The following is a 24746-nucleotide window of genomic DNA, read 5'->3' on the forward strand; positions in this document are numbered from 1 at the left end:
CCAGAATCGGTCAAAACCATGCTCTACGCGAGTAATTGAACTCCATCGGGTCACCCGATCGCGCCACACAGGACGGGGCGCTCTCCGAGCGGTATATGTCCAGTTATACCTGGACTAAGCGACGAGCTTCAGACGAGGAAAGATGGCCACAACATCGTCTGGGATGGTGGAAAGTATGGCCGTCACTTTCTCTTGTGGGAGACTGGTGGCCAGCATGGCTTCGAGTCTTTCAACTCGTTGGCGTATTGAGGCTGCACGATCCCACTGAATTGCGTATTTCTTTGCGACTTTCTGTTCGATGAGCACCAAGTTGCGACTACTGTCGTAGGTGTATCGCATCGCCACTTTCACAGGACAGTCGTTTTCATCGATCTCGAGAAAGGTGATCTCAAATATCACACCATTCGATGTCTTACGGGATGCTGATTCGACGTAAGCGTCTTCGAACAGGTTGTCGATGAGGTCGCTAGGCTGAACGCCTCGGCTGATATGGAGAGTCGTCAGTTCGTCAACGAGTAATTTGATAGATTCGAGGCTCATCTCAGCATTTTCCTCAGTTCAGCGATGACTACTTCCACGTGCGAGATCGACTCGGAAAGCGAGCTATTATCACGCTCAGCAACCTTGCCGTACTTCTTAGCAAGCTTGGTATTGATAAAGCTCACCAGTATACCGTCGTTGGGCGTATTCGGCTTTGCCATCGGAACGTGAGCTGCGAATTTCCGATAAAGAGTAGAGCTTTTATCGTCGACCCCTAAGTCGCTGAGCAGCGTGGCAACTTCATCTTGGGCCTTTTTTGTAAGAATCTCTCGAAGCTGCTTCCGCGCGATCTCTGGTCGCTTTTCCATGAGTGTCGGGTCGATGACCTGGGCGGCTTTCTTCATCTCGGCGTTTCGGATGACGTTCGTCAACTGTGCAAGCACGTCAGCGTCGTAACCCTCTATGCCCGGCAATTCTTTGACTTTCTGGGCCGCAAAAGCATCGATTTCAGCTCGCTTGTCAGAGAAAATCTTGTTGAAGTCCAAGTCTTCCAAATAGGAGTCCTGATCGCTCACAAACGCTTCGGAGGATCCAACACCCGCCAGGGACTCCTCTCTTCGAACGTATTCCTCGTCAGTGATTGTGTATTCCTTGGTGCGTTGATGTTTTGCTCGATCAACCTCCTTCTGAAACGAGCTCCACATCGCATCCAGACCGGTTTCCTCGTGGTAGATCACAACGGCGTTGTTATCAATCTCGAACGCAGTGATTTCCTCTGGGGGGATTGCGCGTAGCACCCGGCCGACGATTTGAGCGAAAGCATTCAGGCTTCGATAGGGCCGAAAAAGCGCAAGAACCGTAAGGTACCTGTGGTCATAGCCTTCCATCAGCATGTTCACTGAGATGACCACGTCGCACTGATTGTTATCGATCGTTCTAAAAGCTGCATCGATGTCCGGCTGTTCCATGTAGCTATGAACAATCGCCGCTCTTAAATTTTTGGCCTCGTACCAAGTACGTAAATCCTCGGCGTGGGCAATACTGCAGCCCACAGCAAGGATTTTGTGAGGCACTTCAGGTGATGATTTCTTCAGCTCCGTGAGGTTGTGAATGCTCTGGTCAATCACGTCCAATGAGCACTCTTTGGACAATGCAACGCTACGCTGGACCCACTCAGGGTCTTTGAAACCCAGCACTTCCTCCTTTGATAACCTAACGCCTGGCTGGTCAGCCAACGTGAAATAGAGCTCATGAGCATTGACCGTTTCTTTCCTGAGCCATTTGACGTAGCGGTCCCTCATCACCTCAGACAGTGGCGTTTTGTGAATCAGCTTTCCGGGCACTTCCTGGTTGTCACCACGAAATGGGGTTCCAGTTACAAAAAGTTTTTTAGCCTTGGCGAAGTAGCCAAGTGTCTTTTGCCAAGTGTCAGCCGGCGCGTGATGCCCTTCATCGACGATGATCAGGTCGAAGAAGTCGGGCGGGACTCGCCTGGTCAGGCACGTAGCGCGGTCGCTGTGAATTTGCTGAATATTGGAGTAAACGATATGGCTTTGCTCCAGGCTGCGCTGAAGCGTCAGCGAGCTGAATTCGCAGGTGACGGGCAGGTCATTTCCACTGAAGATCACATCAAAGTTAATCCAGAAATTGTCTTCCAAGAGGTCTTGGGTCTTCCGAATGCTCTGCTTGGTCACAAGACCAGGGGTGATGATCAAGACACGCCCTTTCGCCATTCCAAACGGCACGATGGAAATCAGCCCTGATTTGCCCGTGCCCGTAGGCAGCACGATCAGCGCATCCTGTTCAGGATTGCTTGCAAAATGCTCTTGGGCCTTCATGTAGGCTTCGATTTGAGGCGTCCGCAGCTTACTGTTGCCTAAAATGTTAACGGCAGTGTCGGTAAAGTAATTCATGAAAAACTCTCTGGCGTTTTTCGAGAATCCACGACAAAAACGCCGCTCGAACGAGCAGCATGCGCTTGCGCAGATTGCGATAGAAAAAGAACTGTCGACAGCAACGAAGCTGTGGCGGGCATCGAAAATCCTTATTTCTGAATCAACTGGATCAACAAAGGCGGTTTAGAGGGCTGAACACGCTTTTAATCATAATAGCCGAATGATATTGCTCAAGGTGCCTTGAATTTTCGAGCCTGCTCATGCCGACACTGCCGAAGACAGTTCATAGCCACGATACTCTTACTTTGAAGTCTCGCTTAGAAACATCAATTCGATCCGGACGTAATTTGGACCCCGGCTTTAGTAAGCAGCTCGTACAGGGTCGCAATTTTTGTTCGTGTGCCACGCGAGGCACAGTAAGTAAATATGACCCGCTGCTTGGCCCGGGTGAAAGCCACAAAAAATCCTGCTGTCGCCTCAATTTCATCCTGGGAAAAACTCCACCACGCGCCGTCATCCAGTCCGACAAAAATGACGGTGTGATACTCAAGGCCCTTGCTCTTGTGGATCGTCATCAATGGAACTGCGTGGACGCCTTCGTACATGTCGAGGGCGTAGGACCAGTCCGTACTGTGGAGCGAGGTGGACAGAAGATGTTCCGCGGTCGCGTCTAGCACTTTGTCTAGCCAGGTTCCCTGGTCATAGGCGGGGTTGGAGCGTATTACATGCTCTGGACCCACGAAATTTAGGATGTCGTCAACAAGTGCGCGTGAGGCCGCCTTGCTTTTTGGGGGATGCGAGTAACGTGCAGCAAGTTCGGTTGTATAGGTATCCAACTCACGAGCGAGCCTACTCTGCCTGATTGCGTCATCGACATCGATCCCTCTCATTGAAGCGAGCCAATTCTGGCAGCTCGACCAATAACCACCAGCTCGCGGAGTCATTGCGAGGCGGAGAACGGTGACCAGCAACTTTGAGATTTCCTCGGCCATCAGCTCTTGCAGCATTACTTTGCCGACCATTCCAGCTTCGTTACGCAGCGCCAGATTTTCGCTCGCGAAAGCAGGTTCTAAAAGTTCGGCATACTCTCCCGCCTTTTGTCGAACCAGGATGACGAAATCTCGAGGAGCCAGTTTCAGATCGGCAATGTATGTCGCTACTGATCGTGCCAACTGACGCGCTTCAATTTTCGGACTTGCGAAATCGAGAATTGAGCAACTTTCCCCGTCAATTGTGCCATCAGTCTGAGATACCGGCTGTACAGCTCGTGCGTCTAAGGCCTGGGCCAACACGTGCTGGATACGTACTAGCTCCGGCGAAGATCGGTAGTTGTTGAAGAGCGAAGTCCGGACACCTTCGAAATCGGCATCGAAGGCAGAAAAAGGATCATCCATCGCCATTGCCCAACGCATGATCTGCTGCTTGTTATCTCCGACAGCAGTCACGATGGTTTCTGTGCCTCGAAAAATCGTGCTGACCAGATCGTACTGAACCCTTGTGGTGTCCTGGAATTCGTCCATGAACAAATGCGAATAAGTGAGGCGCAGGGCATCCCGCGCCATCGGATTGACTCGCAACAGCAATTCAGCGAGACGGCCAATCATCGCGAAGGACAGCACACTTTTGCCGCCGTCGTGGAGCGACATTTTCCAGAACGCATCTGCCGCCCATTCTGCGACAGTTGGGGCTGGCCATCCGTCAACAGGCAGCGGTAAGCCGAGCAGGTGCCGGCGCTCAAATATTTTTGGCCCAATCTCACGCACGTCATTTTTCGTTCCAACTATCGAAGGCGGCGTTGGAAGGTCATGGAGAAACTCGCGAAAATCTCGTTCATTGTGAGTCGCGATCTCGTAGTCGGGTCTTGGCCGCCAGCGGTCAGGCAATGCCTGACCGAAGCGGTCGACCAATCCTTTTGCAAACGCATCAAACGTCATGGAGTCGAAGCGGCTCGCGTGGGTGTGGTGGCAGCGCTGACGTACGCGTGCTGCCAGATTTGACGCAGCATCGCGCTTGAAACTAATAGCTAGAATGCGCCGAGGAGATGGGGCCGCATCAGTTTGAAGGAGAAAGGCGGCGCGCTGCGCGAGCAGTTCTGTCTTGCCAGCACCCGGACCCGCAATAACGGACCGATTTTTTCGCGAACGAGCCACCTTCAGCGCATTCGCCTCTAGAGCTTTCACTCCTACGGGCTTCCAGTCCTCGGGACGTATTCGGCGTGACGAAACGGCCATGATTAGTCTCGCCTTAAGGAGTTGGCAATATGTCGAACAACTTCGGCTAGAACTGCTGGCATTTCTGCGATCAGACTCGCCTTGCTAATGCGTGTCAATGCCGCCAGATGTGTAGCTGGCTTGCTGTGGGTGAGAAAGTGGTACCGATAATTCGGAAACAATGGTGGGTAATTCTCATAGGGTCCCGTATATATCGAAAGTCCCGGACCTGACGTCCCCAGCACAACCTCCGCAGCCTTGTCAGCGGCCATACGTGGACCTCCCCCTTTAGGGATCACGGCCGCATAGTCATCGGGGAAAGCATCTAGCATCGCCAGATCAAGGTCGAGCGGAGCCGAAAAGTAAACCCCGTATTCCTTCAGCCTATTGATCCAGCTCAACTGAGTGGAGTGATCTGATGAATTGTTCCAACCATGCATCCCGAGCAATGCTGCGTCGGTCAAAACGCCGGTGGTGGTTTGTAGCAATTTGGCCTTGGGTGCGCCGAATTCAATAAGCTTCTCAATCGCTGTTTTCACTCGCCCCCAACCACCACCATCGCGGCCGAGATCCAAGTCCAAGAGAGTTGCGTAAGGAATACCTAGACTCTTAAGTAAGCGCCAGAAATATTGGACGTGTCGTCCGCCGAGAGGGACGATCGCGACGAAAGCTGGGTCGATGAGAAGATCAAGTGCCTCGGCGAGATGAGGGAGGACGATCCTTTCCGAGTCACCCTCAACGAGCAGGACAAACCGCGCGAAGTAAAGCTCGGGATAGGCCAAGATGGCACCACGTACGAACTTGCTGGCTTCAACATCATCAGCCGGCAGCTCAATTCGCTTCACAGTAGATACGCGCGTCTTTGCGCTACAGCGACAGTAACGGACCTCGCTTGGCTCGACGCGGCTAAGGACTGCTGGCGAATGGCTCGTAATTATGGCCTGCGCCCCGCTGGCCTCAGTCAACGATCTAACCTGGCGGATGATTCGAGCAAGGAAGTAGGGTGAAAGATGGTTTTCAGGTTCCTCAAGAGCAAACAGTGTGAGCGCGGGAGTATGGAGTGCATCCTCTCTAAATCCGGCCACAGAACCTTCAACAACCTCGCGCTCTAGGTCAAAAACGGCGGCGGCCAATGCAAAATAAAATAGCGACTGCTGTCCGTCGCTGAGGGCTTCAATACCTCTTTCTCGCCCGTCAGGTCCCTGCTCAAATATGACCGCGATCTTATTGATCACTTCCTCAAACCGTCGGCTCACCAGACTGAGCCTAGGCTTGGTATTGGAAACGTCGTCATGCAGGTCTGCCCAGCGTGTTTGCAGAGCCTCGGTGATTGCGGTGATCGCAGACTCGCCTTCAAACGCAGCGGTCAGACTCTCAGTCGCCTCTTGCACTTTGTCTTCGGTTTCGGAGGACCATTCAATAGCCCTTAGGAGTCGGGCGGCCAGGGTACCGGCAGTTGCACGGATTTGGCCGGCGGCATCCCGGCTAGCTGGGGTGTAATAAAGTTGTATAAGACCCCGATCGGTTACAGCCACTGGTTGGCATTTGTCCTCTGCGGGCTCCTTATCCAGGCTATCGATCCAATAGAGATTCTGTGATACCTCTCCCTCAAGCGTACCATCGTCGTCCCATTGTGCTTCAAGCCGCATTCGGCAAACGGGCGCTTGGGCCGCTCTCGTAATCAGCATGTGCCGAAATGAAGGGGCGATGGTTTCTGGGGTTGCAGACCCGTCCAGCAACTCTGGAAAGGCAATAAGCGCCTCTATGTAGAGTTCTTTGGAATCGCGGCTCTCAGGATCCTCTCCGGGGGCGAGGTGGAAGTCCGAGAATGATACGGTGCGCTGCGCCCGCGTGACCCCAAACATCTTCGACATAGCCTGAAGAAGCGCAGTTTTACCCGCAGCGTTAGGACCAACGATTGTGGTGACCTCATCTGAGATTGGGATTGCAATCTCATTCGGGCCGAAACAGCGAAAGCCAGATACCGTGATCGACTCGATGCGCATAGGTTCCTTCCTCAATGCGGTAACGGGCACACATGCTCGTTACAATCCGGCGAGGTTAGCGCAGTATCCCTTCGCGCACAGCCCTCTAACCTCGAATTTTTGGGCCACTCTGGCCAATTAGGTACTCAGGCCATGGCTAACAGCTACGGGATAGCAGCAAGCTGATTTCAGCCCGCCAAACACCAGTGCAAGCATCCCCCTCGATCCATCGGCGAGCCTTGCGAAAATCGGTTCAGTGCTTCTTCGGAGAAGGGTCGATCTAGAGTTAGGGCTCTAACGACTGATGTATGGCAGCAGCGTGTGTGGTTGGCAATCCAGTTGGTATGCGATGCGGTAGAGCTTCTCGATCGTAAGGTTGACTTCGCCTCTCTCGATCCTACCGACATAACTGCGATCCATCATACATACGTGCGCTAAAGCATCTTGAGATAGGCCTACCGATATCCTTCGCTCACGGATGTTCTGCCCGAGATCCTTTGCCAACTGCTGCATAACCGCCTCGACTTACTCAAGGCGAAACTATCCGTCGTTTGCGGACTAGGTAGCGACGGATTATAATCCGCATTTGTATAGCTATTTGCATTCCTAGGTGCCTGCATGAAACCGGCTACATTTAAGTTAAACAGGCACATCTTCGAGTTACTCCAGGAAGGGAAACTCCAACGATTCACCACTCTCGACCTTCGTGATGCCTACGCTCAGAAAATAGCCCCATCAGATATCGGTCTCGGTGAGCTCTGGAAATATGTATATGAGCAGGTCCGTCGCTTGAAGCATGTCGGCTGGATTCGGCAGGACGAAGTGCGTCGAAAACGAGGACAGGTCTTTCACGTGCTAGACAAGCCAGAGCTTCTCTCAGTTGAACTCGTCGACTGCAATTTCATGAGTTGTTCCCCTCTGCTAGGGCAAAACCCTACCGCGGGTATTCTTAAACCGGTTGAAGCGCCTACCCAACGGCTTGAGACGCTAGCCAAAGAAATTCGGTTGGATTTGCTCACATCGATGGGCGAGGCTGAGCGGTATAAACAGCTCTTGAATGAAATGCCAGAACTGAAAGTCTGGGTTGAAGATAATTACGTTGAGGCCCGCGATCGAAGCTCTCGGCTTCTTGGTCACCTAAAGGCTGTCGAGAAGACCTTAAAGTCGCTAGCCGCATGAGTATTTCTCTGCGCGCCTGGCAGGCTGCATGCGTTGATGCTGCTTTGTCTCGTTATAAGCATTCTCCGCATTTCTTTTGCCAAGCAACCCCTGGTGCGGGAAAAAGTAGAATGGCGGCGGAGATCGCCCGTCAACTATTGCTCACCGGTGAGATTGATCTTGTGCTCTGTTTTGCCCCGTCCTGCCAAGTAGCAGAGGGATTGAGGAAAACATTTTCAGGCGTGTTAAACCGCCAGTTTGATGGCCTATTAGGCTCTGTTGGTGTCGCTACCACTTATCAAGGCATGCATCATCAAGGTGAGGAATTCTGGAGGTTGCTTGATAAATATCGAGTCTTCGCAGTCTTCGATGAGATCCACCACTGTGCGGGCCATGACCCCCTTTTAAGCAATTCTTGGGGGCAGATCATTTTACAGAGGATTCAAGACAGAGCTGCCTATACCCTTGCGTTGTCAGGCACACCTTGGCGGTCGGATGAGAGAGCCATCGCATTGGCAAGGTACTCAAATCCGGAGGGCCGCTTGATCTGTGACTTTCGCTACGGCATCGAAGAGGCGATATCAGACAAGGTATGCCGTCCCCCCCGTATCGTGCTGATCGATAACAATGCGATAAGGCTGACAGAGCAAGTGGGTAACAGCTCAACGGACGTTGTATATCCCAGTATTGCTCAACTCCTCACTGAGTCTCCCGTTAATTTTGAGGACTTACTCTCTAACGATGAGATCGTTCAGCAGACCATCGAATTGGGCAGTGAACGGCTAAATGAGATCCGGAAGGTCACCCCAAATGCCGCAGGCTTGGTGGTAGCGACTAACGTCCGGCATGCCAATCAGATTGCCTCTATTTTGAGGGCCCGCGGTGAAAGTTGTCTGGTCGTCACAAACCAGACTCCTGGGGCTCAAGGGCTTATTGATAAGTTTCGCAATAGCAATGATCGCTGGATCGTGGCCGTGGGAATGATTAGCGAGGGCACCGATATTCCAAGACTGCAGGTTTGCTGCTACCTCAGTAGGATTCGCACAGAACTACATTACCGGCAGGTGCTGGGTCGGGTGTTGAGACGCATGGGAGATATTGATGAGCATGCATGGCTATATGCGCTTGCAGAGCCCCTTTTGCAACAATTCTCCCAGCGGATTGCCGAGGATCTTCCAGAGGATCTGGCCGTTCTAGATTATGTTCAAGGCGCCAGCTCGCGTCTTGCATGGACAAAAAATAGTGAGCTCGACGCACCCTTCGATGGCTCAACTGAAATTTCGATACACCGGCGAGTTCCTCAAGTAGAGGGTGAAATATCGTTCGTAGGGGATGTAGAGAGAAAAGGCCTCTACGAACTGGATATCTCGTCAAGCTTTCGAACAGAGATTCTTGCTTATTATTGAATTCGGTACTTCACGATGATTGCTAGATCCTTCAGATCAGCCAGAGCTGCCTGGACCGGAACCCATAGCTGCCAGTCATTTGTGTCTACAGAGTCAGGGGCAATTCAATCAGAGGGCAGTTCAGCGGCACGCTCTGGGGCTCTGTAAATATTCTATAGGGAGGGATGGTGGTGCCATCGTACGTGTTTGTCGGTTCGTGAAGATACCTACGATGAGGAAGTATACCCGGCCTTCGAATGACTGACTGATGGCTTGCCGATTGCCTTCCTGACCGGCAGCTGTTGGCCGTTTGTTTTCTGTCGCGAAGGACGGCAACTGACCGTGAAGCGGTCAGTCATGACAGATAAAAAGCGACTAAGTGAAGTCGTTCGCTATGGGGATATGTAATTTCGAATAAGAGGCTCGTAGATACTCAATATGGAATTCGAGCGAGTTCTGATGCTGGTACGATACAACGTGCTCCGCCAAAAAATTAAACTCCTAAGAGTTGCGTTCACAAGTACAGGGGGAAAGGGGGAAAGGGGGAAAGGGGGAAAGGGGGAAAGCTTACACATAAGTAATATTCGCGGCAGCTTTCTGAAAGGCTTCAGTGGTTATGCTCTATTCAGAAGTTAGTGAGAACCCGACGTCTCCCCTGATTTGAGTAGCGCTCAGCTTTAGAGTCCAATCCCAGTAACCAGGAGATTGGACATGAAGAAGCGTTTCACTGAAGAGCAAATCATTGGCTTTCTACGCGAAGCCGAGGCTGGGCTGCCGATCAAGGAGCTGTGTCGTCGGCACGGCTTTTCAGAGGCCAGTTACTACCTCTGGCGCAGCAAGTTTGGCGGGATGAGCGTGTCGGATGCCAAGCGCCTGAAGGAGCTGGAAAGCGAAAATGCCCGGCTTAAGAAAATGCTCGCCGAGTCGATGCTGGAGATTGAAGTCACCCGCGAGGCGTTGCGAAAAAAGTGGTGAGCGCACCCTCGCGTCGAGAGCTGGTGCGCCACATGACGGCACGCGGCTTGAGTGAGCGCCGAGCGCTTCAGGTGATGCGCATGAGCGCCAGTGCTCTGCGCTACCAACCGAGGGCGGATCGCAACCAGAGCCTGCGCAAGCGCATTGTGGCCCTGGCTCATCGGCATCGCCGCTATGGCGCCGCGATGATCTATTTGAAGCTGCGCCAGGCTGGCGAGGTGGTCAACCACAAGCGGGTGGAGCGCCTGTATGCCGAAGCCCGCTTGCAGGTGAAAAGGCGTAAGCGCAAGAAGATTCCGATTGCAGATCGACAGCCGCTGGGCCGCCCGCGGGCCGCCAACCAGGTCTGGTCGATGGACTTTGTATTTGATCGCACGGCTGAAGGGCGTGTCATCAAGAGCCTGACCGTGGTGGATGATGCCACCCATGAGGCTGTAGCCATCGTGCCGGAAAGAGCGATTGGCGGGCTTTCGTTGACGCGCATCCTGGATCGTCTGGCCATGTCACGCGGACTGCCCAAAGCCATCCGCACGGACAATGGCAAGGAGTTCTGTGGCAGGGCCATGCTGACCTGGGCTCATCAGCGAGGTGTGCAGCTGTTCCTGATTGAGCCAGGTAAGCCCAATCAGAATGCCTACATCGAATCGTTTAACGGGCGCTTCCGTGATGAATGCCTGAACGAACACTGGTTCACCAGCCTGCCGCACGCCAAGGTAGTGATTGAGTCCTGGCGGAGGGAATACAACGAAGAGAGACCGAAGAAAGGGCTTGGTGGGTTAACCCCATCGGCCTATGCCGAGCAACTGGCCTCGAAAGCCGTTACATTGACCCAGGACTCTAAAGCCAGCTGCTACTGAAGACGGGGAGACGTCGAACCAGGAGATAATCATGAAAACACTCAAAGCACTTTTTGCCGTCACTATTTTGACCTTGTCGTCATTGGCCATGGCTGAAGGCGGAGGTGACCGCGTTTACGGTCGGATGATGCAAGAAAACCAACAGGCGATGGAGCAATATGCCTTGAAAAATGGTAAGGCCATCCCTGAGATTGTTCATTATGAATATGGTATGAACCTCGATATTCAGAAGGTGGTCAGTGTCACGCAAGCCAACAAAACCTGTGGTGTTGCGCCTTCGCGCATGACCTATGAAGACACGGCGGGCAGGCTTAATACCGTTGAGTACAAGATTATGGGTACCAACTGCCCACACGGAAGCTAACCCCTAAAGGTCATATCTACGTCAGTCAGATCATTCATTAGGCTTTTTAAGCATGCTTACTGGTCGCTGACATAGAAGTAATTTTCAGGTCACGCTGGAGTTATCTTTTGTATGAAATTATGTCTGCCGGCACTTAGAGGAAATCTCTACGTGCCGGTGGCTTTTTTATAATGATAAAAATATTTCATAAAGAAACTCTGCCAAGCTAAAGCCTGGAGTGTTAAATGAACAATAAAAGCTTTTATGGTCTTTCTCTCATTGCCCTTGGCATGAGCATGGGGCAAGTTGCAGTGGCCGTTGAGCAAAAGCCTGAGGGGTTCATTGAAGGGAGCACCTTTAGTCTTCTCAATCGTAATCTCTATTTCAATCGTGACTATCGAAAGGGCCAGTCAAGTCCTACAGGCAATGGCTACGCTGAAGAATGGGCTCATGGGATTATTGGACGTTTTGAGTCGGGCTTTACCCAAGGCACCGTCGGGTTCGGCATTGATGCATTTGCAATGGTAGGACTCAAGCTTGATTCGGGTGATGGACGCTCGGGGGCTAGAAGCTCAGTGGATGTCATGCCCTATAACAGCAAAGGCCAACCTGAAGACTCTTACTCAAAAGTAGGCGGAGTCGCGAAGGCTCGCTTTATGGATACGGTGGTCAAAGTAGGTGACGTCTTTCCATCCACGCCTGTCGTGGCATATGGCGATTCTCGACTGCTGCCAGAGAGCTTTAGGGGGGCAACGGTTACCAATACAAGCATTAAAGACCTGACTATTCAGGGGGGCCGGCTGCATGCGATGAGCCAACCCAATTCGAGCAGCATGCGTGACGGCTTTTCGACTTTCTATGCCGGTGCTGTTGATGCTCCGTGGATTGCTTACCTAGGGGGCGATTACACCGTTAATGAGCATGTTGGTGTGAGTCTTTACTCCAGCCAATTTAAGGACGTTTGGAATCAGTATTACGCTGGCACTTCCTTTAGTTATCCGCTCTCAGACAACGTCGCGTTGATCGGTGGATTTAATTACTACCGCGCGGTCGACGAGGGTAAAAAACTCCTAGGCAGCTTTGATAACAATATCTGGAGCGGCAAAACCGGGGTCAAATTCGGCGTCCACACGGTGACCGTTGGCTATCAGCGCAGCAACGGCAATGACGACTTCGATTACCTGCGCCAATCGGACTCGATTTTTCTGGATAACTCCATCCAGTACAGCGACTTCAACTCACCGAAAGAGCAATCCTTGCAGCTACGCTACGACCTGGATATGCAAGCTTTCGGCATTCCGGGCCTAAGCTTCATGACTCGCTACGCGAAGGGGTGGGACGCTGATTATTCCAACGCGAACAGCGTGTACATGCGTCGCGGAGCAGATGGAGCGCCCTTGCAAGACCAAAAGCGTTGGGAGCGAGACATTGAGGCTAAGTACATCATCCAGTCAGGCTCTCTGAAGGACATGTCTCTGCGTGTTCGCCAAGCAACCACGCGTGCTACCGATTTCGAATCTGATTTGGATGAGGTCCGACTGATTGTCGAGTACCCACTGCAACTGCTTTAACCAGCGCAAACCTGCGGCACCAATTGTTCGATTACCAGATACACCCCGTCTCCTTGTTTCTCCTTTGGTTTGGGAGGCGGCTTAGGCGCCCTAGTGGCGCCTTTTTTTATGTGGATTGACATAAGGGCGGGACGTTCTGTTGTCAGTACTTGTGTTTGCCCCGCTTGGGAAATCTGCTAGCTAGGTTCTTTTGATCTGCTGATGGGTAATTGCACTGACTTGACCACCCGTTTGCATTTGACCTGACCAGCCATTTGCATCGGATTCGACCAGTACGTTTCTTGGCCATGGCCGGCAGAGAGCGACCAATTGCTGCCTTCGAGATTTTCACACAAGTCTTTGGACCGTCAAACTCGGTTGCCGCAGCCCGGCAGCACAAACCAGCGGTCGTTTGCGGCTCACTCGGGCACTTGGTAGCTAATGCCATTGGGGCCGGCCCCGACTTTATGGCTGGCCACCACTGTGCGACTGGCAGTATCGATCACAGAGAAGGTGCCGGCCTCGATATTGCTAACAAATACATAAGCGCCGTCGCTGCTGATGGCCACGCCGTGAGCGCCCTTACCGGTGGTCAGGGTGGCGACAACGCTCAAGGTCTGCGGGTCAATCACCGAGACGCGGTCATCCGGCTCACTGCTGCTGCCCTGATTGGCTACGTAGACCTGGCGACCATCTGCCGTGGCATACATCTGAATCGGCGTTCTGCCGACGGCAACTTTACCTATCAAGCGTTGTTTTTTCGTATCGATGATTCCGAGCTTGTTCTCCGCGCTCAGCGACACATAGGCCTGCTGTCCATCTGGGGCGAAGCCGACTTGCACGGGGCCGTTACCAACGGCAATTTGCGTGGCTTCTTTCAGCGTTGCGGTATCGATTACTGATACGCTGCCACTGCGCATATTGGCGACATACAGCATCTTGCCATCCGGGCTCAGGCGTAAACCATGGGGGAAACTACCGGTCTTGACAGTGCCGAGCTGAGTGCGTGCTTGTAGGTCAAACACCCGCACCAGATTAGCGGAAGAGTCGCTAACGAAAGCCCGCTGTCCGCTCAGGTCAGTCACCACGTGGGCAGGATGTTGCCCCGCCGGCAGGCTAAAGGCCGGTTTATCTAGCGTGGCAGTGCTGAACACCAACAACTCACCCGCCTTCATGGCTCCTGTTTGATGTTCAGCATGCGTAGGCATGCCCACCACCAGTAGCAAGCGTCCATCGGCGCTGATTTGTAAATTATGCGGTGCAATATTCAGGGCCAGCGTTTTGACCACACCCGTGTCGAGCCTGACTTGGCTGATCGAACTGTCGCGCTCATTGGCCGTGTACACGGTGCCAACTGGTGCTGCCAGCGCTACGTTTAAAGCCAGAGCGAGACTGGACGCCAAAAGCAGTTTGAACTTGAGCATGAGCGCTGATCCTTTTAGCAAAACAGTGACTATTGCGACTGTTGTTCGGCGAGCAATCGCCTGCCTACCATGCTGCGCCGTTGCAACCAGTCGCTCATTGATCATGATCAACTACTCGGCATTGAGCACTACGGAAAAAGTAGTTATTGCTTACGGTAAGACGAAGCGAAACAGCTCAGCCGACTTGCCGGGAAACGTCAGTCTGAGCCCAGCTTTGCTGCCTGCTGCGGCTTGGTAAGAGCCTTCGGCCAACATCGCGTTGTCGCCGGAGGGTTCCAGCGGCAAGACCTGCTTGGCACTGCCGTTTAAGAGCGTGACTTCGCCCAACGCACCGTTGCTGGTGATCGGGTTATAGGTAGCATCATGGCGCAAGCATTTTGGTTTGCTCGTCAGAAACGGACACATCGATCACGGTCCAGTCAGCTACCAGGCAATACGCTTTGCCCGGAAAATGCGCCTCAACAAACGACACCGCTTCGGCATCTCAGAACACTGCCGATCAAGCTGTTTCCTTTACCAACGAGTAAATCGATCAAGCCCGACATTTCCATACATTCCTCCGGGTTTGCCTAAGAAGAAATATGCCTTCGTTCTTACAACCTATCCGCATCGGGAAGGACTTATTAGCCTCCTGCGTCGATCTCTATCAGCTGTGTGTAGGCGCATTGCCGATAGAGTACGATCCCGGATTGATTATAAGGGTCGTCCTCTGTCCAATCAGAAAGCCAGACCGCTGGATGATATTGCGCATGCAACCAGGAGTCGTGCAGCAGTGGCGGACACGATTACTTCATAGTCCGCTTCCTTGCGAGAGTTTAGATTCAACAGCGAGGCGCCGGCGGCGCATCAAGCGGTAAGCTGCCGGAATAACAAACAGGGACAGTAAGGGCGCGGTAACCATGCCACCGACCATGGGCGCGGCGATGCGGCTCATTACTTCGCTACCGGTACCGCTTCCCAATAGGATCGGTAACAGGCCAGCAATGATGACGGCTACTGTCATGGCCTTGGGTCGAACACGCTGCACGGCTCCTTCGCTAATCGCTGCGATTAGTCCACGCTCAGTACTGTCGCCGGCCTCTACACGCTCGGCCCAGGCGTTTTTTAAGTAGAGCAGCATGATCACACCGAATTCGGCAGAAACACCTGCCAGAGCAATGAAACCGACGCCAGTGGCCACCGACAGGTTGAATCCCAGCAGGTAGAGGAACCACGCCCCACCGGTAAGGGCGAACGGCAAGGTGGCCATGATCAGCAAAGCCTCGTCGAATCGGGCAAACGTCAGGTACAGCAGTACGAAAATGATCAGCAGCGTGGCGGGCACCACCAGTTTGAGCCGTGCGTTGGCTCGTTCGAGAAACTCGAACTGTCCCGAGTAACTCAGGCTCATGCCTGGCTGCAGCTTGACCTGATCACTCACAACCCGACGCAGGTCGGCAACCACGGAAGCAATGTCCCGGCCACGCACGTCGATATACACCCATCCGGAAGGTCGGGCATTTTCGCTCTTGAGCATCGGCGGGCCTTCACTGACTTTGACCTTCGCCACGGTGCCAAGAGTGATCTGACTCCCCAACGGGGTGTAGATTGGCAATTGCTCCAGGGCGCCGAGCGAGTCACGCCACTCACGGGGATAACGTACGTTGATCGGGAAGCGTGCGAGCCCTTCAATGGTCTCGCCAACGTTTTCACCGCCAATAGCACCAGCCACGATCGACTGCACATCAGCGATATTCAATCCGTAGCGGGCAGCGGCTTTGCGGTCGATATCCACATCGACGTAACGCCCACCGGTTAATCGTTCGGCCAGTGCCGAACTGACACCGGGCACGTCCTTGGCCGCGCGCTGAACGGCCTGCGTGGCTGCATCGATCTCCGTCAAGTTGCTGCCGGCAATTTTCACTCCGATCGGACTCTTGATCCCGGTAGCGAGCATGTCGATGCGATTGCGGATCGGTGGTATCCAGATATTGGTCAGGCCAGGGACGCGTACCACTCGATCCAGCTCTTCCACCAATTTTTCCTGGGTCATACCAGGACGCCATTGCTCGCGAGGTTTGAACTGGATAGTGGTCTCGAACATCTCCAGCGGCGCGGGGTCGGTGGCGGTTTCGGCGCGGCCGGCCTTACCGAAGACGTGTTCAACTTCGGGTACCGTCTTGATCAGACGGTCAGTCTGTTGCAGCAACTGCGCTGCTTTCTGAGCCGACAATCCCGGCAGAGCCGAAGGCATATAGAGTAAATCGCCCTCGTCCAGCGCAGGGAGGAATTCGCCACCCAAACGGGAGATCGGCCACAACGCGCTAAGGAAGACTAATAACGCGATCAACAGGGTGACTTTGGGCCGATGTAACACCGCATCCAGGGCCGGCTGATAGATCTTGATCAACCAGCGGTTCAGAGGATTCCGGTCCTCTTTGGGGATCCGTCCACGAATCCAGTAGCCCATCAGCACCGGCACCAGGGTTACCGATAGTCCTGCGGCCGCAGCCATGGCATAGGTCTTGGTGAAGGCCAATGGACCAAATAGACGACCCTCTTGGGCCTCCAGGGTGAACACTGGAATGAACGACAGGGTGATGATCAGCAGGCAGAAGAACAGCGCCGGTCCCACCTCCGCCGCCGCTTCGGTTATCACATGCCAGTGACGTTCGCCCTTCAACTCTTCCCCTGGATGGGCCACATGCCAGGCCTCAATCTTCTTGTGGGCATTCTCGATCATTACTACGGCGGCATCGACCATGGCGCCGATGGCGATGGCGATCCCGCCCAAGGACATGATGTTGGCGTTGATCCCTTGGTAACGCATAACGATGAAGGCAATCAGCACCCCCACGGGTAAGGAGATGATTGCCACCAGGGAGGAACGCAGATGCCAGAGGAACACTCCACAGACCAACGCGACGACAATGAACTCCTCGAGTAGCTTGTAGCTGAGGTTTTCGACGGCGCGATCGATCAGTTTGCTGCGGTCATAGGTGGTGACGATTTCCACCCCAGCCGGCAAACTGCTTTTCAGGTCGTCCAGTTTGGCCTTGACCGCCGCAATGGTCTCACGAGCGTTCTTGCCGCTACGCAGAATAACCACGCCGCCGACAGTCTCACCCTCGCCGTCGAGCTCGGTGATACCACGACGCATCTCCGGGCCCAACTGGATCGTTGCCACGTCGCCGAGGGTTACCGGCACCCCGCCGGCACCGAGCTTGAGCGGAATCGAACGAAAGTCATTGAGCGTCTTAAGGTAACCGGAAGCGCGCACCATAAACTCGGTCTCCGCCATCTCCAGTAACGCACCACCCGTTTCCTGATTGGCCTTGCCGATAGCCTCAGTCACCGCTGCTTGAGTGATGCCTAGGTTGGCCAGTTTCAGTGGGTCGAGCTGTACCTGATACTGCTTGACCATGCCGCCCACGGTGGCCACTTCCGCAACACTCGGTAGGGTCTTGAGTTCGAACTTGAGGAACCAGTCCTGCAAGGCGCGCAGTTGCGCCAAGTCGTGTCCGCCACTGCGATCCACCAGTGCGTACTGATAGATCCAGCCCACGCCTGTGGCGTCGGGTCCCAAGGACGGTTTGGCGGAAGCCGGTAGGCGGCTTTGGACCTGACTCAAGTATTCCAGCACCCGCGAGCGGGCCCAATATAAGTCCGTGCCGTCTTCGAACAACACGTACACGAAGCTGTCGCCGAAAAAGGAATAGCCGCGTACGGTCTTAGCCCCCGGCACCGAGAGCATGGTGGTGGCCAACGGATAGGTCACCTGGTTCTCAACTATCTGCGGCGCTTGTCCCGGATAAGGGGTGCGGATAATCACCTGAACATCGGAAAGGTCTGGCAATGCATCGATGGGCGTGCTCTGGACCGACCAGACGCCCCAGACCGTGACGAAGATCGTCGCCAGCAGCACCAGAAAGCGGTTTGCCACTGACCAGCGAATCAGGGCGGCGATCATGGCTGGCCCCCTAGTTTTTCCAGGTGTTCAACGCGCAAACCATCATCGGTTTGGCTAACCGAGACCCTAACCTTCTCGCCAGTCTTGAGACCTTGAATGAGAGCAGGGTCAGCCAATGGGAGGGTCATGGTCATACCCGGCATGCCCAGCGTCTTGAACGGACCAAGGGCAATTGTTACGTCTTGGTTGTTGATCTCGACGATCTTCCCATCCGCCTCATGAAAGCTGGAGGCTGCTGCGCTGGGTGGTGACATTTCCAGCGTGCTCGCAACAATGCCCTTGAGACTGGCCTCAGAGTCGAGCAGAAACTGTCCAGAGCTGACTACCTGCTGGCCTTCTTCCAACCCCTTTAACACCACCGTCTTGCCTTCGCTTTCCTGCCCGAGTTGCACTTCTATGGGGCGGTAGCGACCCGCGTCTTCGGCGAGCATCACCAGTACACGTCGGCCGGTGCGAATGATTGCCTCGCTCGGCACCCACAGCACACTTTGTTCGGTCGAACGATTCAGGTGCACTTGGGCCGTCATACCCGGCCTGAGTCGCCCATCCAGGTTGGGCAGTTCGACCCGCACACGCACAGTTCGGCTGTCGGGATTGGTTTCGGGCAAAATCGCACTGACCGTGCCCTTAAGCACTGTGCCCGGAAAGGCTGGCAGACGTGCTTCGACCGCTTGCCCCATGATGATCGATCCAGTCTCCGACTCTGGAACGGCCACTGCCAGCCAGACGCTGCTCAAGCCATTGACTCGAGCCAGAGTCTCGCCGGCCGCCACGGTCATACCCGAACGTACATTCAACTCTTGCAGCACACCGCTTATGGGGCTGGTGAGCGTCAGGACCGGCTGGGTCTTGCCGCTTCGCTCCACTTGAGCAATCAACGTCGCTGGCATCCCGGTCAAGCGCAAGCGTTGGCGCGCTGCCGCCAGCAAGTCGGCATCGCCACTGCGTTTGAGTGCGAGAAACTCTTCCTGAGCAGCGGCCCACTCCGGGACCAGGATATCGGCTAAAGCCGCATGGGCTTTGAGCACATCGCCTGGAGCACGGGCATACACCCGCTCCACAAAGCCAGCAGTACGCGATTGAATCACCGCAACATCCCGCTCGTCGAATGCCAGCACACCGACCACGTCCAGGCTGGAAGCAAGCACGCCGCGAGTGACTGTGGCCAGTCGTAAGCCGAGATTCTGGGTCAGGCTGGGGTCAATACTGATGGCAGCACTGTCCGCTGCAGCATCAGCGTAGCGGGGCTTCAACTCCATATCCATAAAGGGAGATTTGCCTGGTTTATCGAATTTCTGTTGCGGCTGCATCGGGTCGTACCAATACAGTACTTTGCGTTCGTCTTGCGTTTTAGGGGCCTGTTCGGAGGTGGTCTCAGGCATTGCACTCATGCGCTGCTGAGCGAACCAATAACCGCCGGCAGCGCCCAAGGCAATCGAGAGGCCTGTCAGCAAAGCCCCTTTCCAGATTCGAGTGCTCATTGATTGGCGTCCCCATAAGCAAAATACAGGCGAGCACTGGTGAGGGCGCGCTGTTCTTCGAAGTCGATCTGTTTGAGGCGGGTCTCGATGAGTTCCCGTCGGGCCGCGATGACCGCCGCCAAGTCGCTTTTACCGGCGCGGTAGCTGGCCATGGTCAGCGCCACCTTTTCCTTGGCCAGGGGTAGCAGACTGTCCTGGCTGCGGCGCATGGCACGGTTTAGACGCTCGTACTCGGCCAAATCGTCCTCCAGTTGCTGGGAATGTTCACGCAAGAGAGCCTCGCGCTCGGCCTCCAACTGATTCAGTTCGGCGTGTTTGGCGGCGATTTTCGGGTTCTGTCGGGAGTCGGGGAACAGTGGCAGGTCGAAAGTAAATTGCACGCTGACCATATCGCCGAACTGGCGGCCGCGGCGCTGGTAGTCGAGTTCCCAACTCCAGTCGGACTGCTTTTCCGACTCGGCTTCACGGACCTTGGCCTGCGCTTCGCGGGTCATTGGAGTGAAAGCCGCCAGCGCGGGATGATGTTGCAGCTTATGGGAATAACCTGAGGTATCGATGGGCCACTCGGGCAAGCTGCCGACGGGCTGGTCATTGGCCGCTGGGCCAATCCAGCGTTTGAGGGCCGCTCGGGCTTGCGCACGCAGGCGAATTAACTCGTCCTGTTGTTCCGCCAACTGAGCCGCCTCCTGTTTTGGCGTGACCGCATCGGCAGGCTGAGCACGGCCACCGGCGATCTGCGCCCGGACGGTATCAGCCAACAGACGGTTCTCCCGGTAAAAATCCTGAAACAGCGCCTCTTTACGTTCGACGGAGTAGCTGCTGATCCAGGCTAATGCCGTGGCCTGACGAACGTTCAAGCGCTCGACACGGCTTTCAGCCGCGGCTCGATCTACCGACGCCTCGGCAACTTCAACGCGCGCCCTACGCTTGTCGCGGTTGGGTACCTCCTGCATGACGCCGACCATCTGCATGGTCATGAAGTCCTGCTCGAGGCGCCAGCGGTCAGGGCCGCCGATGGGATAGTTTTGTACGCCCAGCAGGAGCTTCGGGTCGGGTAGTTCACCGGCTGGAATGGCGGCGCTGCTGGCCGCTTGCAGTTTGGCCGCTTGGGCGGTCAGTGATGGTGCATTGTTTTCAGCCAACCGTAAGGCTTCGTCGAGTGTCAGGGGCGCAGCATGGCTTGGCAATGCCAGCATGCTTGCCGCCAGGGCAGCCACGAGGGGCCAACCGGTGCAGTAGCACTTGGGCTTCATGTTCACGATTCCTGTGATGATCCACTGCGCGCCTCTTTAGACATGCGCGCAGATATGCCATCCCGCGCCAGAGCAGGATGAGGTTCAGTGTGGTACAGGAATCAAGCGCGAGGCGGTCGCCACACCCCGGACGGGGTCTGAATAGGCAGGGAGTCGCTGAAGATTTTTAGCATCTGCGGATTGGACAAACGGGTGGCAGGTTTCTCCAACGACACTTGTAGCAAACTGCCGCTCCTGCATTCCTGGCCAGGTTTGCAGGATTTGCCATGATCGGCGGAGCTGCTCATGTCGCCGTCCTGGTTTATATCACCCATCATAGTCATGCCCGTCGTTTTCATCGGGCAAGGTTCTATCGGTGACTGAATGCCCGCCATCCCGCTCAGGGGAAGCGCCAGGCTGATCAGGAAAATGAGGCAACACCGCAGATAGCGTTTCATGCGAGGGAGTCTAGTCGCTGGTGACGGGCTATACCATTACGAATCTGTCAGGAAGAACCAGCCAGATAGCCCTGCAGGTCAACATGAGTCCCCTTGCCTAGAAACAAGGACTCGCTAAACAGCGAAACCCGACTCCCTGAGCATGGAAGTGGTTAAAGCTCACAGAATACCGTTCGGATCATGTTTGATTGGTTTTACTATTAGTGTGGCCTCGGTAGCTGCCGTAGCTGCAAAGCAAGGGAGCCCACTAGGGATGGTCTGAAGTAGCCATGTATTTCCCCGGCATACCACCTAGCGCAACTTTTAAACTCGCCAAATGATCAAAAAACAATCAATTCGACGAGTATTTCTTACGTTTTCGCCACCCGGACCCCACTCCGGTGGCCATTTCCCGCATTACAGGCGCACCTCTCCTGCATTCGTCAGTAAATGTCGGCGCGCCATCCACAGGTTCGACAGAGCGAACAGTGTCACCAGTTGCGCCGTGTTTTTGGCCAAGCCGCGAAAGCGCACCTTGGTGTAACCGAACTGGCGCTTGATTACCCGGAACGGATGCTCGACCTTGGCGCGCACCTGAGCCTTGGCCTTTTCAATCTTGCGCTTGGCTTTGTACAGCACGCTGCGCTTATCGAGTTTTTTGTAGGTGCTGCGGCGTGCCGCCACCTGCCAGATAACTTCACGTCCTTCATGCTCGGGCCGCTTTTCGACACCGGTGTAGCCTGCATCGGCGCAGACCACGTTTTCGTCGCCATGCAGCAATTTGTCCACCTGGGTGACATCCGCCACATTGGCCGCCGTGCCCACTACGCTGTGCACCAGACCCGATTCGTCATCGGCGCCGATGTGGGCCTTCATGCCAAAATAATACTGGTTTCCCTTCTTGGTCTGGTGCATTTCCGGGTCGCGCTTGCCGTCCTTGTTCTTGGTCGAACTGGGCGCATTGATCAGCGTTGCATCGACGATGGTGCCCTGGCGCAGCGACAGGCCGCGGTCGCCCAGATAGCCATTGATGACAGCGAGGATGCCGGCCGCCAGCTCGTGTTTCTCCAGCAAGCGGCGGAAGTTGAGAATGGTGGTTTCGTCGGGGATGCGCTCCAGGTTCAGCCCGGCAAACTGGCGCAGGATCGTGGTTTCGTACAGCGCTTCCTCCATCGCTGGATCGCTGTAGCCGAACCAGTTCTGCAGCAGATGCACACGCAGCATCGCCATCAACGGGTAGGCCGGACGGCCACCTTCACCTTTCGGATAATGTGGCTCGATCAAAGCAATCAAGCCCTTCCACGGCACCACCCGATCCATCTCGATCAGGAACAACTCCTTGCGGGTTTGCTTGCGCTTGCCAGCGTACTCGGCGTCGGCGAAGGTCATCTGCTTCATCGGGAAACTCGGTGGGTGGGGTCGCGGTATTTTGCCAAATCAGAAAGTCTTTTTCAGAGTTTCCCTAGGCTGACAAGCCAAGCGCTGGATCGCAACCATCCATCACCTTATCCAGCTAGATCTGCCTCCTCCAATAAGTGCCGCACAAATCCCGGCGGGTGCAGATTTCCGGGAGGTTTGCGCCAGATCAGTTGGAGACGCTTTTCAAGCCCCGGGATGGGAAGAGCTACCAGCGCGCCACTGCGAACTTCGTCTTGTACTGCGGAAGCCATCACCAACGACACGCCGAGTCCCGCCCTCACTGCTTGTTTGACTGCCTCGGTGCTGCCTAGCTGCATACCGCTGCGAGGCACGCCCAGTTCGCCAAAGTATTCGGTCAGAAGCCGTCCGGTACCGCTACCCGGTTCACCTCCCAGCATCGGCAGGTCCACCAGACGATCACGTTCTATGCACCCTGCTTCAGCCAGCGCATGGTCGGGGCTGACGATAAGCACCAGCGGCTCGACCCGCCAGAGGCGGTGTTCGAAGTCGGGGTGAGGTAGCCACCATTCCATGATCGCGGCGTCGAGCTGGCCCGCCAGTAGCTGGTCGGCCACATCCGGGTTGGCGGCGATGCGCAGATCCACCTCGCCCCTCTCATTTGCGGTCGTCAGATAGTTGCGCACGAATGGCTGGAGAAGGTAGGTGCCGATGTTGGAGCTGGCCCCGACGCGCTCACGATTGCCATGCAGGGCTTCTAGCGCCCGGGCGTGCATGTCGAGCAAGGCGGTCGCATGCGGCATGAAGGCCAGCGCCCGTGTGGTAGGCTGGCAGCCGCTACGACTGCGCTGCACCAGCGTTACGCCGACCTGCTCTTCAAGCTTCTGCAAGTGCTGCGACACCGTCGGCTGGGCCAGCCCCAACGCCCTCGCCGCGCTCTGAAAACTGCCTGTTTGAACGATCGCTACCAGGCTCTTCAGCCAGACCGGATTCAACATGCGGCAGGCTCGGCCTTGGGCAGACGGTTCGCAGCGTTGATTGGGCGCGCACCTGCCAATACCTGGATGATGTTCTGCGCTGCACAACGTTCAATCTCCAGGCGCACCGCGCGCACTGCCGACCCTATGTGCGGAGTGAACAGCGTATTCGGATGCGCGAGCAGCGCAGGATCGATCAGCCGCGGCCGGTCCGCGCGAGCCCAGTCTTCCATTTCGAATACATCCGCCGCATACCCGCCGAGCTGGCCTCGCTCAAGCGCCGCGAGCACGGCGGCTTCATCCACTACCGAACCACGACAGGGGTTTACAAGCAGAGCGCCCGGCCGTACGAGGGCAAGCAGCTCGGCGTTGACCAGATGCTGGGTATCGGCATTCAAGGGAAGCGCCAGCAGGATGAAGTCCGAGCTGGCGAAGAGTTCGCTGCACGCCACCTGGCGCAGGCCGAGCCGTTGCTCGGTTTGTGTATCCAGAGCCTTCGCCTCGTGGTACTGCAGGGTCGCGCCCCATCCCTGCAAGCGATCAGCCATGGCCAGTCCGATGGCGCCCATGCCAAGGATGCCGACCGTAGCGTTATCCAGCCCCGTGCCGTAGAACTGTGGTTGCCAGCCCTGGAACTCGCCAGAGCGGACGAACGCATCTGCTGCCCGCAGATGCCGCCCCAGCCCCACCGCCAGTCCGATCGCCAGCTCGGCAGTCGGGACCGTCAACAGATCAGGCACGAAGGTCAGCCAGACCCCGCGGGCAGTACAGGCGTCCACATCGAAATTGTCGAAGCCCTTGAGCGCGCAGCCGACTACACGCAGCTCAGGGCAGGCTTGAAGAAAGTCTGCATCGACCCGATCGGGCATGAACGCCATCATCGCCTGAGCATCGCGGCAGCGGCGCAGAATTTCCTCGCGCGTCAGCGTGCTGTCGGTCTGGTTGGTCATCAGCTCGCAATGTGGCGCCAGCAGTTGCAGGATCTCATCGTGTACTCGGTGAGTTATAACGAGTTTCGGCAGCATGGTTTG

Annotated in this window: 20 protein-coding genes and 1 pseudogene; 6 read left to right on the forward strand and 15 right to left on the reverse strand. The window is 55.3% G+C overall.

The genetic code is table 11. From position 1 onward, the window contains the following. Positions 1 to 114: 114 nt before the first annotated feature. Positions 115 to 540, reverse strand: coding sequence for a hypothetical protein (locus tag HQ912_RS27380; RefSeq protein WP_090401484.1), 426 nt, complete (start codon positions 538 to 540; stop codon positions 115 to 117). Further along, the gene (locus tag HQ912_RS27385) at positions 537 to 2393 is read right to left on the reverse strand and encodes a DEAD/DEAH box helicase (protein WP_090401483.1); all 1857 of its coding nucleotides are present in this window, start codon (positions 2391 to 2393) and stop codon (positions 537 to 539) included. Before HQ912_RS27385 ends, HQ912_RS27380 begins: the two co-directional genes overlap by 4 nt. Between HQ912_RS27385 and HQ912_RS27390 the strand changes: the two genes are divergently transcribed. Next, a complete protein-coding gene (locus HQ912_RS27390; protein WP_159440118.1) occupies positions 2392 to 2562 on the forward strand; it encodes a hypothetical protein in 171 nt (56 codons plus the stop codon). The genes HQ912_RS27385 and HQ912_RS27390 overlap by 2 nt on opposite strands. A 139-nt stretch (positions 2563 to 2701) precedes the next feature. Here the strand turns inward: HQ912_RS27390 and HQ912_RS27395 are convergent, their stop codons facing one another. The 3 genes from HQ912_RS27395 to HQ912_RS27405 form a co-directional block, all read right to left on the reverse strand. Continuing rightward, positions 2702 to 4555 carry an ATP-dependent helicase gene (locus HQ912_RS27395; protein WP_313959888.1) on the reverse strand — a complete coding sequence of 618 codons (1854 nt, stop codon included), beginning with the start codon at positions 4553 to 4555 and terminating at the stop codon, positions 2702 to 2704. A gap of 53 nt (positions 4556 to 4608) precedes the next feature. After that, positions 4609 to 6591 (reverse strand): ATP-dependent nuclease, encoded by a 1983-nt coding sequence (locus HQ912_RS27400; RefSeq protein ID WP_090401481.1) that lies wholly within the window; start codon positions 6589 to 6591, stop codon positions 4609 to 4611. Positions 6592 to 6864: 273 nt separating this feature from the next. Further along, the gene (locus HQ912_RS27405; protein WP_017846214.1) at positions 6865 to 7083 is read right to left on the reverse strand and encodes a helix-turn-helix domain-containing protein; all 219 of its coding nucleotides are present in this window, start codon (positions 7081 to 7083) and stop codon (positions 6865 to 6867) included. A 105-nt stretch (positions 7084 to 7188) separates the two neighbouring features. On the opposite strand from HQ912_RS27405, the gene HQ912_RS27410 reads away from it, so the two are divergent. The 5 genes and pseudogenes from HQ912_RS27410 (at position 7189) to HQ912_RS27430 (ending at position 12859) form a co-directional block, all read left to right on the forward strand. Further along, positions 7189 to 7749 (forward strand): hypothetical protein, encoded by a 561-nt coding sequence (locus tag HQ912_RS27410; RefSeq protein WP_090401480.1) that lies wholly within the window; start codon positions 7189 to 7191, stop codon positions 7747 to 7749. Then, positions 7746 to 9134: a DEAD/DEAH box helicase gene (locus tag HQ912_RS27415; RefSeq protein WP_090401479.1), complete on the forward strand. Its 1389-nt coding sequence runs from the start codon at positions 7746 to 7748 to the stop codon at positions 9132 to 9134. Before HQ912_RS27410 ends, HQ912_RS27415 begins: the two co-directional genes overlap by 4 nt. 690 nt (positions 9135 to 9824) lie before the next feature. After that, positions 9825 to 10929 (forward strand): annotated as a pseudogene (locus HQ912_RS27420) (IS3 family transposase). A gap of 47 nt (positions 10930 to 10976) precedes the next feature. Then, positions 10977 to 11309: a DUF2790 domain-containing protein gene (locus HQ912_RS27425; protein WP_090409838.1), complete on the forward strand. Its 333-nt coding sequence runs from the start codon at positions 10977 to 10979 to the stop codon at positions 11307 to 11309. Positions 11310 to 11533: 224 nt separating this feature from the next. Beyond that, a complete protein-coding gene (locus tag HQ912_RS27430; RefSeq protein WP_090401478.1) occupies positions 11534 to 12859 on the forward strand; it encodes an OprD family porin in 1326 nt (441 codons plus the stop codon). A gap of 398 nt (positions 12860 to 13257) precedes the next feature. On the opposite strand, the gene HQ912_RS27435 is transcribed toward HQ912_RS27430, so the two are convergent. The 10 genes from HQ912_RS27435 to ptxD all read right to left on the reverse strand — a co-directional run bounded on the left by HQ912_RS27435 (position 13258) and on the right by ptxD (position 24740). Beyond that, a complete protein-coding gene (locus HQ912_RS27435) occupies positions 13258 to 14262 on the reverse strand; it encodes a cytochrome D1 domain-containing protein (protein WP_108184480.1) in 1005 nt (334 codons plus the stop codon). 150 nt (positions 14263 to 14412) lie between these two features. Beyond that, a complete protein-coding gene (locus HQ912_RS27440; protein WP_090401476.1) occupies positions 14413 to 14667 on the reverse strand; it encodes a hypothetical protein in 255 nt (84 codons plus the stop codon). After that, positions 14624 to 14734, reverse strand: coding sequence for a DUF6957 family protein (locus HQ912_RS28260; protein WP_390620690.1), 111 nt, complete (start codon positions 14732 to 14734; stop codon positions 14624 to 14626). Before HQ912_RS28260 ends, HQ912_RS27440 begins: the two co-directional genes overlap by 44 nt. Before the next feature lie 318 nt (positions 14735 to 15052). After that, complete coding sequence (locus HQ912_RS27445) at positions 15053 to 18211, reverse strand: efflux RND transporter permease subunit (RefSeq protein WP_173407504.1); 3159 nt, start codon at positions 18209 to 18211, stop codon at positions 15053 to 15055. Further along, positions 18208 to 19692: an efflux RND transporter periplasmic adaptor subunit gene (locus tag HQ912_RS27450; RefSeq protein ID WP_169857186.1), complete on the reverse strand. Its 1485-nt coding sequence runs from the start codon at positions 19690 to 19692 to the stop codon at positions 18208 to 18210. The genes HQ912_RS27445 and HQ912_RS27450 overlap by 4 nt, the downstream gene beginning before the upstream one ends. Further along, positions 19689 to 20945, reverse strand: a complete 1257-nt coding sequence (locus HQ912_RS27455) for a TolC family protein (RefSeq protein ID WP_169857187.1) — start codon at positions 20943 to 20945, stop codon at positions 19689 to 19691. The genes HQ912_RS27450 and HQ912_RS27455 overlap by 4 nt, the downstream gene beginning before the upstream one ends. A 101-nt stretch (positions 20946 to 21046) precedes the next feature. Next, positions 21047 to 21382: a hypothetical protein gene (locus HQ912_RS27460; protein ID WP_169857188.1), complete on the reverse strand. Its 336-nt coding sequence runs from the start codon at positions 21380 to 21382 to the stop codon at positions 21047 to 21049. 396 nt (positions 21383 to 21778) lie between these two features. Next, complete coding sequence (locus HQ912_RS27465; protein WP_010466230.1) at positions 21779 to 22759, reverse strand: IS5-like element IS1384 family transposase; 981 nt, start codon at positions 22757 to 22759, stop codon at positions 21779 to 21781. A gap of 107 nt (positions 22760 to 22866) precedes the next feature. Continuing rightward, positions 22867 to 23736, reverse strand: a complete 870-nt coding sequence (locus tag HQ912_RS27470) for a LysR family transcriptional regulator (protein WP_010466239.1) — start codon at positions 23734 to 23736, stop codon at positions 22867 to 22869. Further along, positions 23730 to 24740, reverse strand: a complete 1011-nt coding sequence (gene ptxD, locus HQ912_RS27475; protein ID WP_003118429.1) for a phosphonate dehydrogenase PtxD — start codon at positions 24738 to 24740, stop codon at positions 23730 to 23732. The genes HQ912_RS27470 and ptxD overlap by 7 nt, the downstream gene beginning before the upstream one ends. Positions 24741 to 24746 lie beyond the last annotated feature (6 nt).

This window comes from Pseudomonas sp. MPDS, from assembly GCF_013283895.1.
Lineage (GTDB): Bacteria > Pseudomonadota > Gammaproteobacteria > Pseudomonadales > Pseudomonadaceae > Aquipseudomonas > Aquipseudomonas rhizophila.

Excerpts from the sequence above, each read along its gene's own strand:
- HQ912_RS27380 (WP_090401484.1), bottom strand. The coding sequence starts at position 540 with ATGAGCCTCGAATCTATCAAATTACTCGTTGACGAACTGACGACTCTC.
- HQ912_RS27390 (WP_159440118.1), top strand. The coding sequence starts at position 2,392 with ATGAAAAACTCTCTGGCGTTTTTCGAGAATCCACGACAAAAACGCCGC.
- HQ912_RS27385 (WP_090401483.1), bottom strand. The coding sequence starts at position 2,393 with ATGAATTACTTTACCGACACTGCCGTTAACATTTTAGGCAACAGTAAG.
- HQ912_RS27400 (WP_090401481.1), bottom strand. The coding sequence starts at position 6,591 with ATGCGCATCGAGTCGATCACGGTATCTGGCTTTCGCTGTTTCGGCCCG.
- HQ912_RS27405 (WP_017846214.1), bottom strand. The coding sequence starts at position 7,083 with ATGCAGCAGTTGGCAAAGGATCTCGGGCAGAACATCCGTGAGCGAAGG.
- HQ912_RS27410 (WP_090401480.1), top strand. The coding sequence starts at position 7,189 with ATGAAACCGGCTACATTTAAGTTAAACAGGCACATCTTCGAGTTACTC.
- HQ912_RS27415 (WP_090401479.1), top strand. The coding sequence starts at position 7,746 with ATGAGTATTTCTCTGCGCGCCTGGCAGGCTGCATGCGTTGATGCTGCT.
- HQ912_RS27425 (WP_090409838.1), top strand. The coding sequence starts at position 10,977 with ATGAAAACACTCAAAGCACTTTTTGCCGTCACTATTTTGACCTTGTCG.
- HQ912_RS27430 (WP_090401478.1), top strand. The coding sequence starts at position 11,534 with ATGAACAATAAAAGCTTTTATGGTCTTTCTCTCATTGCCCTTGGCATG.
- HQ912_RS27435 (WP_108184480.1), bottom strand. The coding sequence starts at position 14,262 with ATGCTCAAGTTCAAACTGCTTTTGGCGTCCAGTCTCGCTCTGGCTTTA.
- HQ912_RS27440 (WP_090401476.1), bottom strand. The coding sequence starts at position 14,667 with ATGTGTCCGTTTCTGACGAGCAAACCAAAATGCTTGCGCCATGATGCT.
- HQ912_RS27445 (WP_173407504.1), bottom strand. The coding sequence starts at position 18,211 with ATGATCGCCGCCCTGATTCGCTGGTCAGTGGCAAACCGCTTTCTGGTG.
- HQ912_RS27450 (WP_169857186.1), bottom strand. The coding sequence starts at position 19,692 with ATGAGCACTCGAATCTGGAAAGGGGCTTTGCTGACAGGCCTCTCGATT.
- HQ912_RS27455 (WP_169857187.1), bottom strand. The coding sequence starts at position 20,945 with ATGAAGCCCAAGTGCTACTGCACCGGTTGGCCCCTCGTGGCTGCCCTG.
- HQ912_RS27460 (WP_169857188.1), bottom strand. The coding sequence starts at position 21,382 with ATGAAACGCTATCTGCGGTGTTGCCTCATTTTCCTGATCAGCCTGGCG.
- HQ912_RS27465 (WP_010466230.1), bottom strand. The coding sequence starts at position 22,759 with ATGAAGCAGATGACCTTCGCCGACGCCGAGTACGCTGGCAAGCGCAAG.
- HQ912_RS27470 (WP_010466239.1), bottom strand. The coding sequence starts at position 23,736 with ATGTTGAATCCGGTCTGGCTGAAGAGCCTGGTAGCGATCGTTCAAACA.
- ptxD (WP_003118429.1), bottom strand. The coding sequence starts at position 24,740 with ATGCTGCCGAAACTCGTTATAACTCACCGAGTACACGATGAGATCCTG.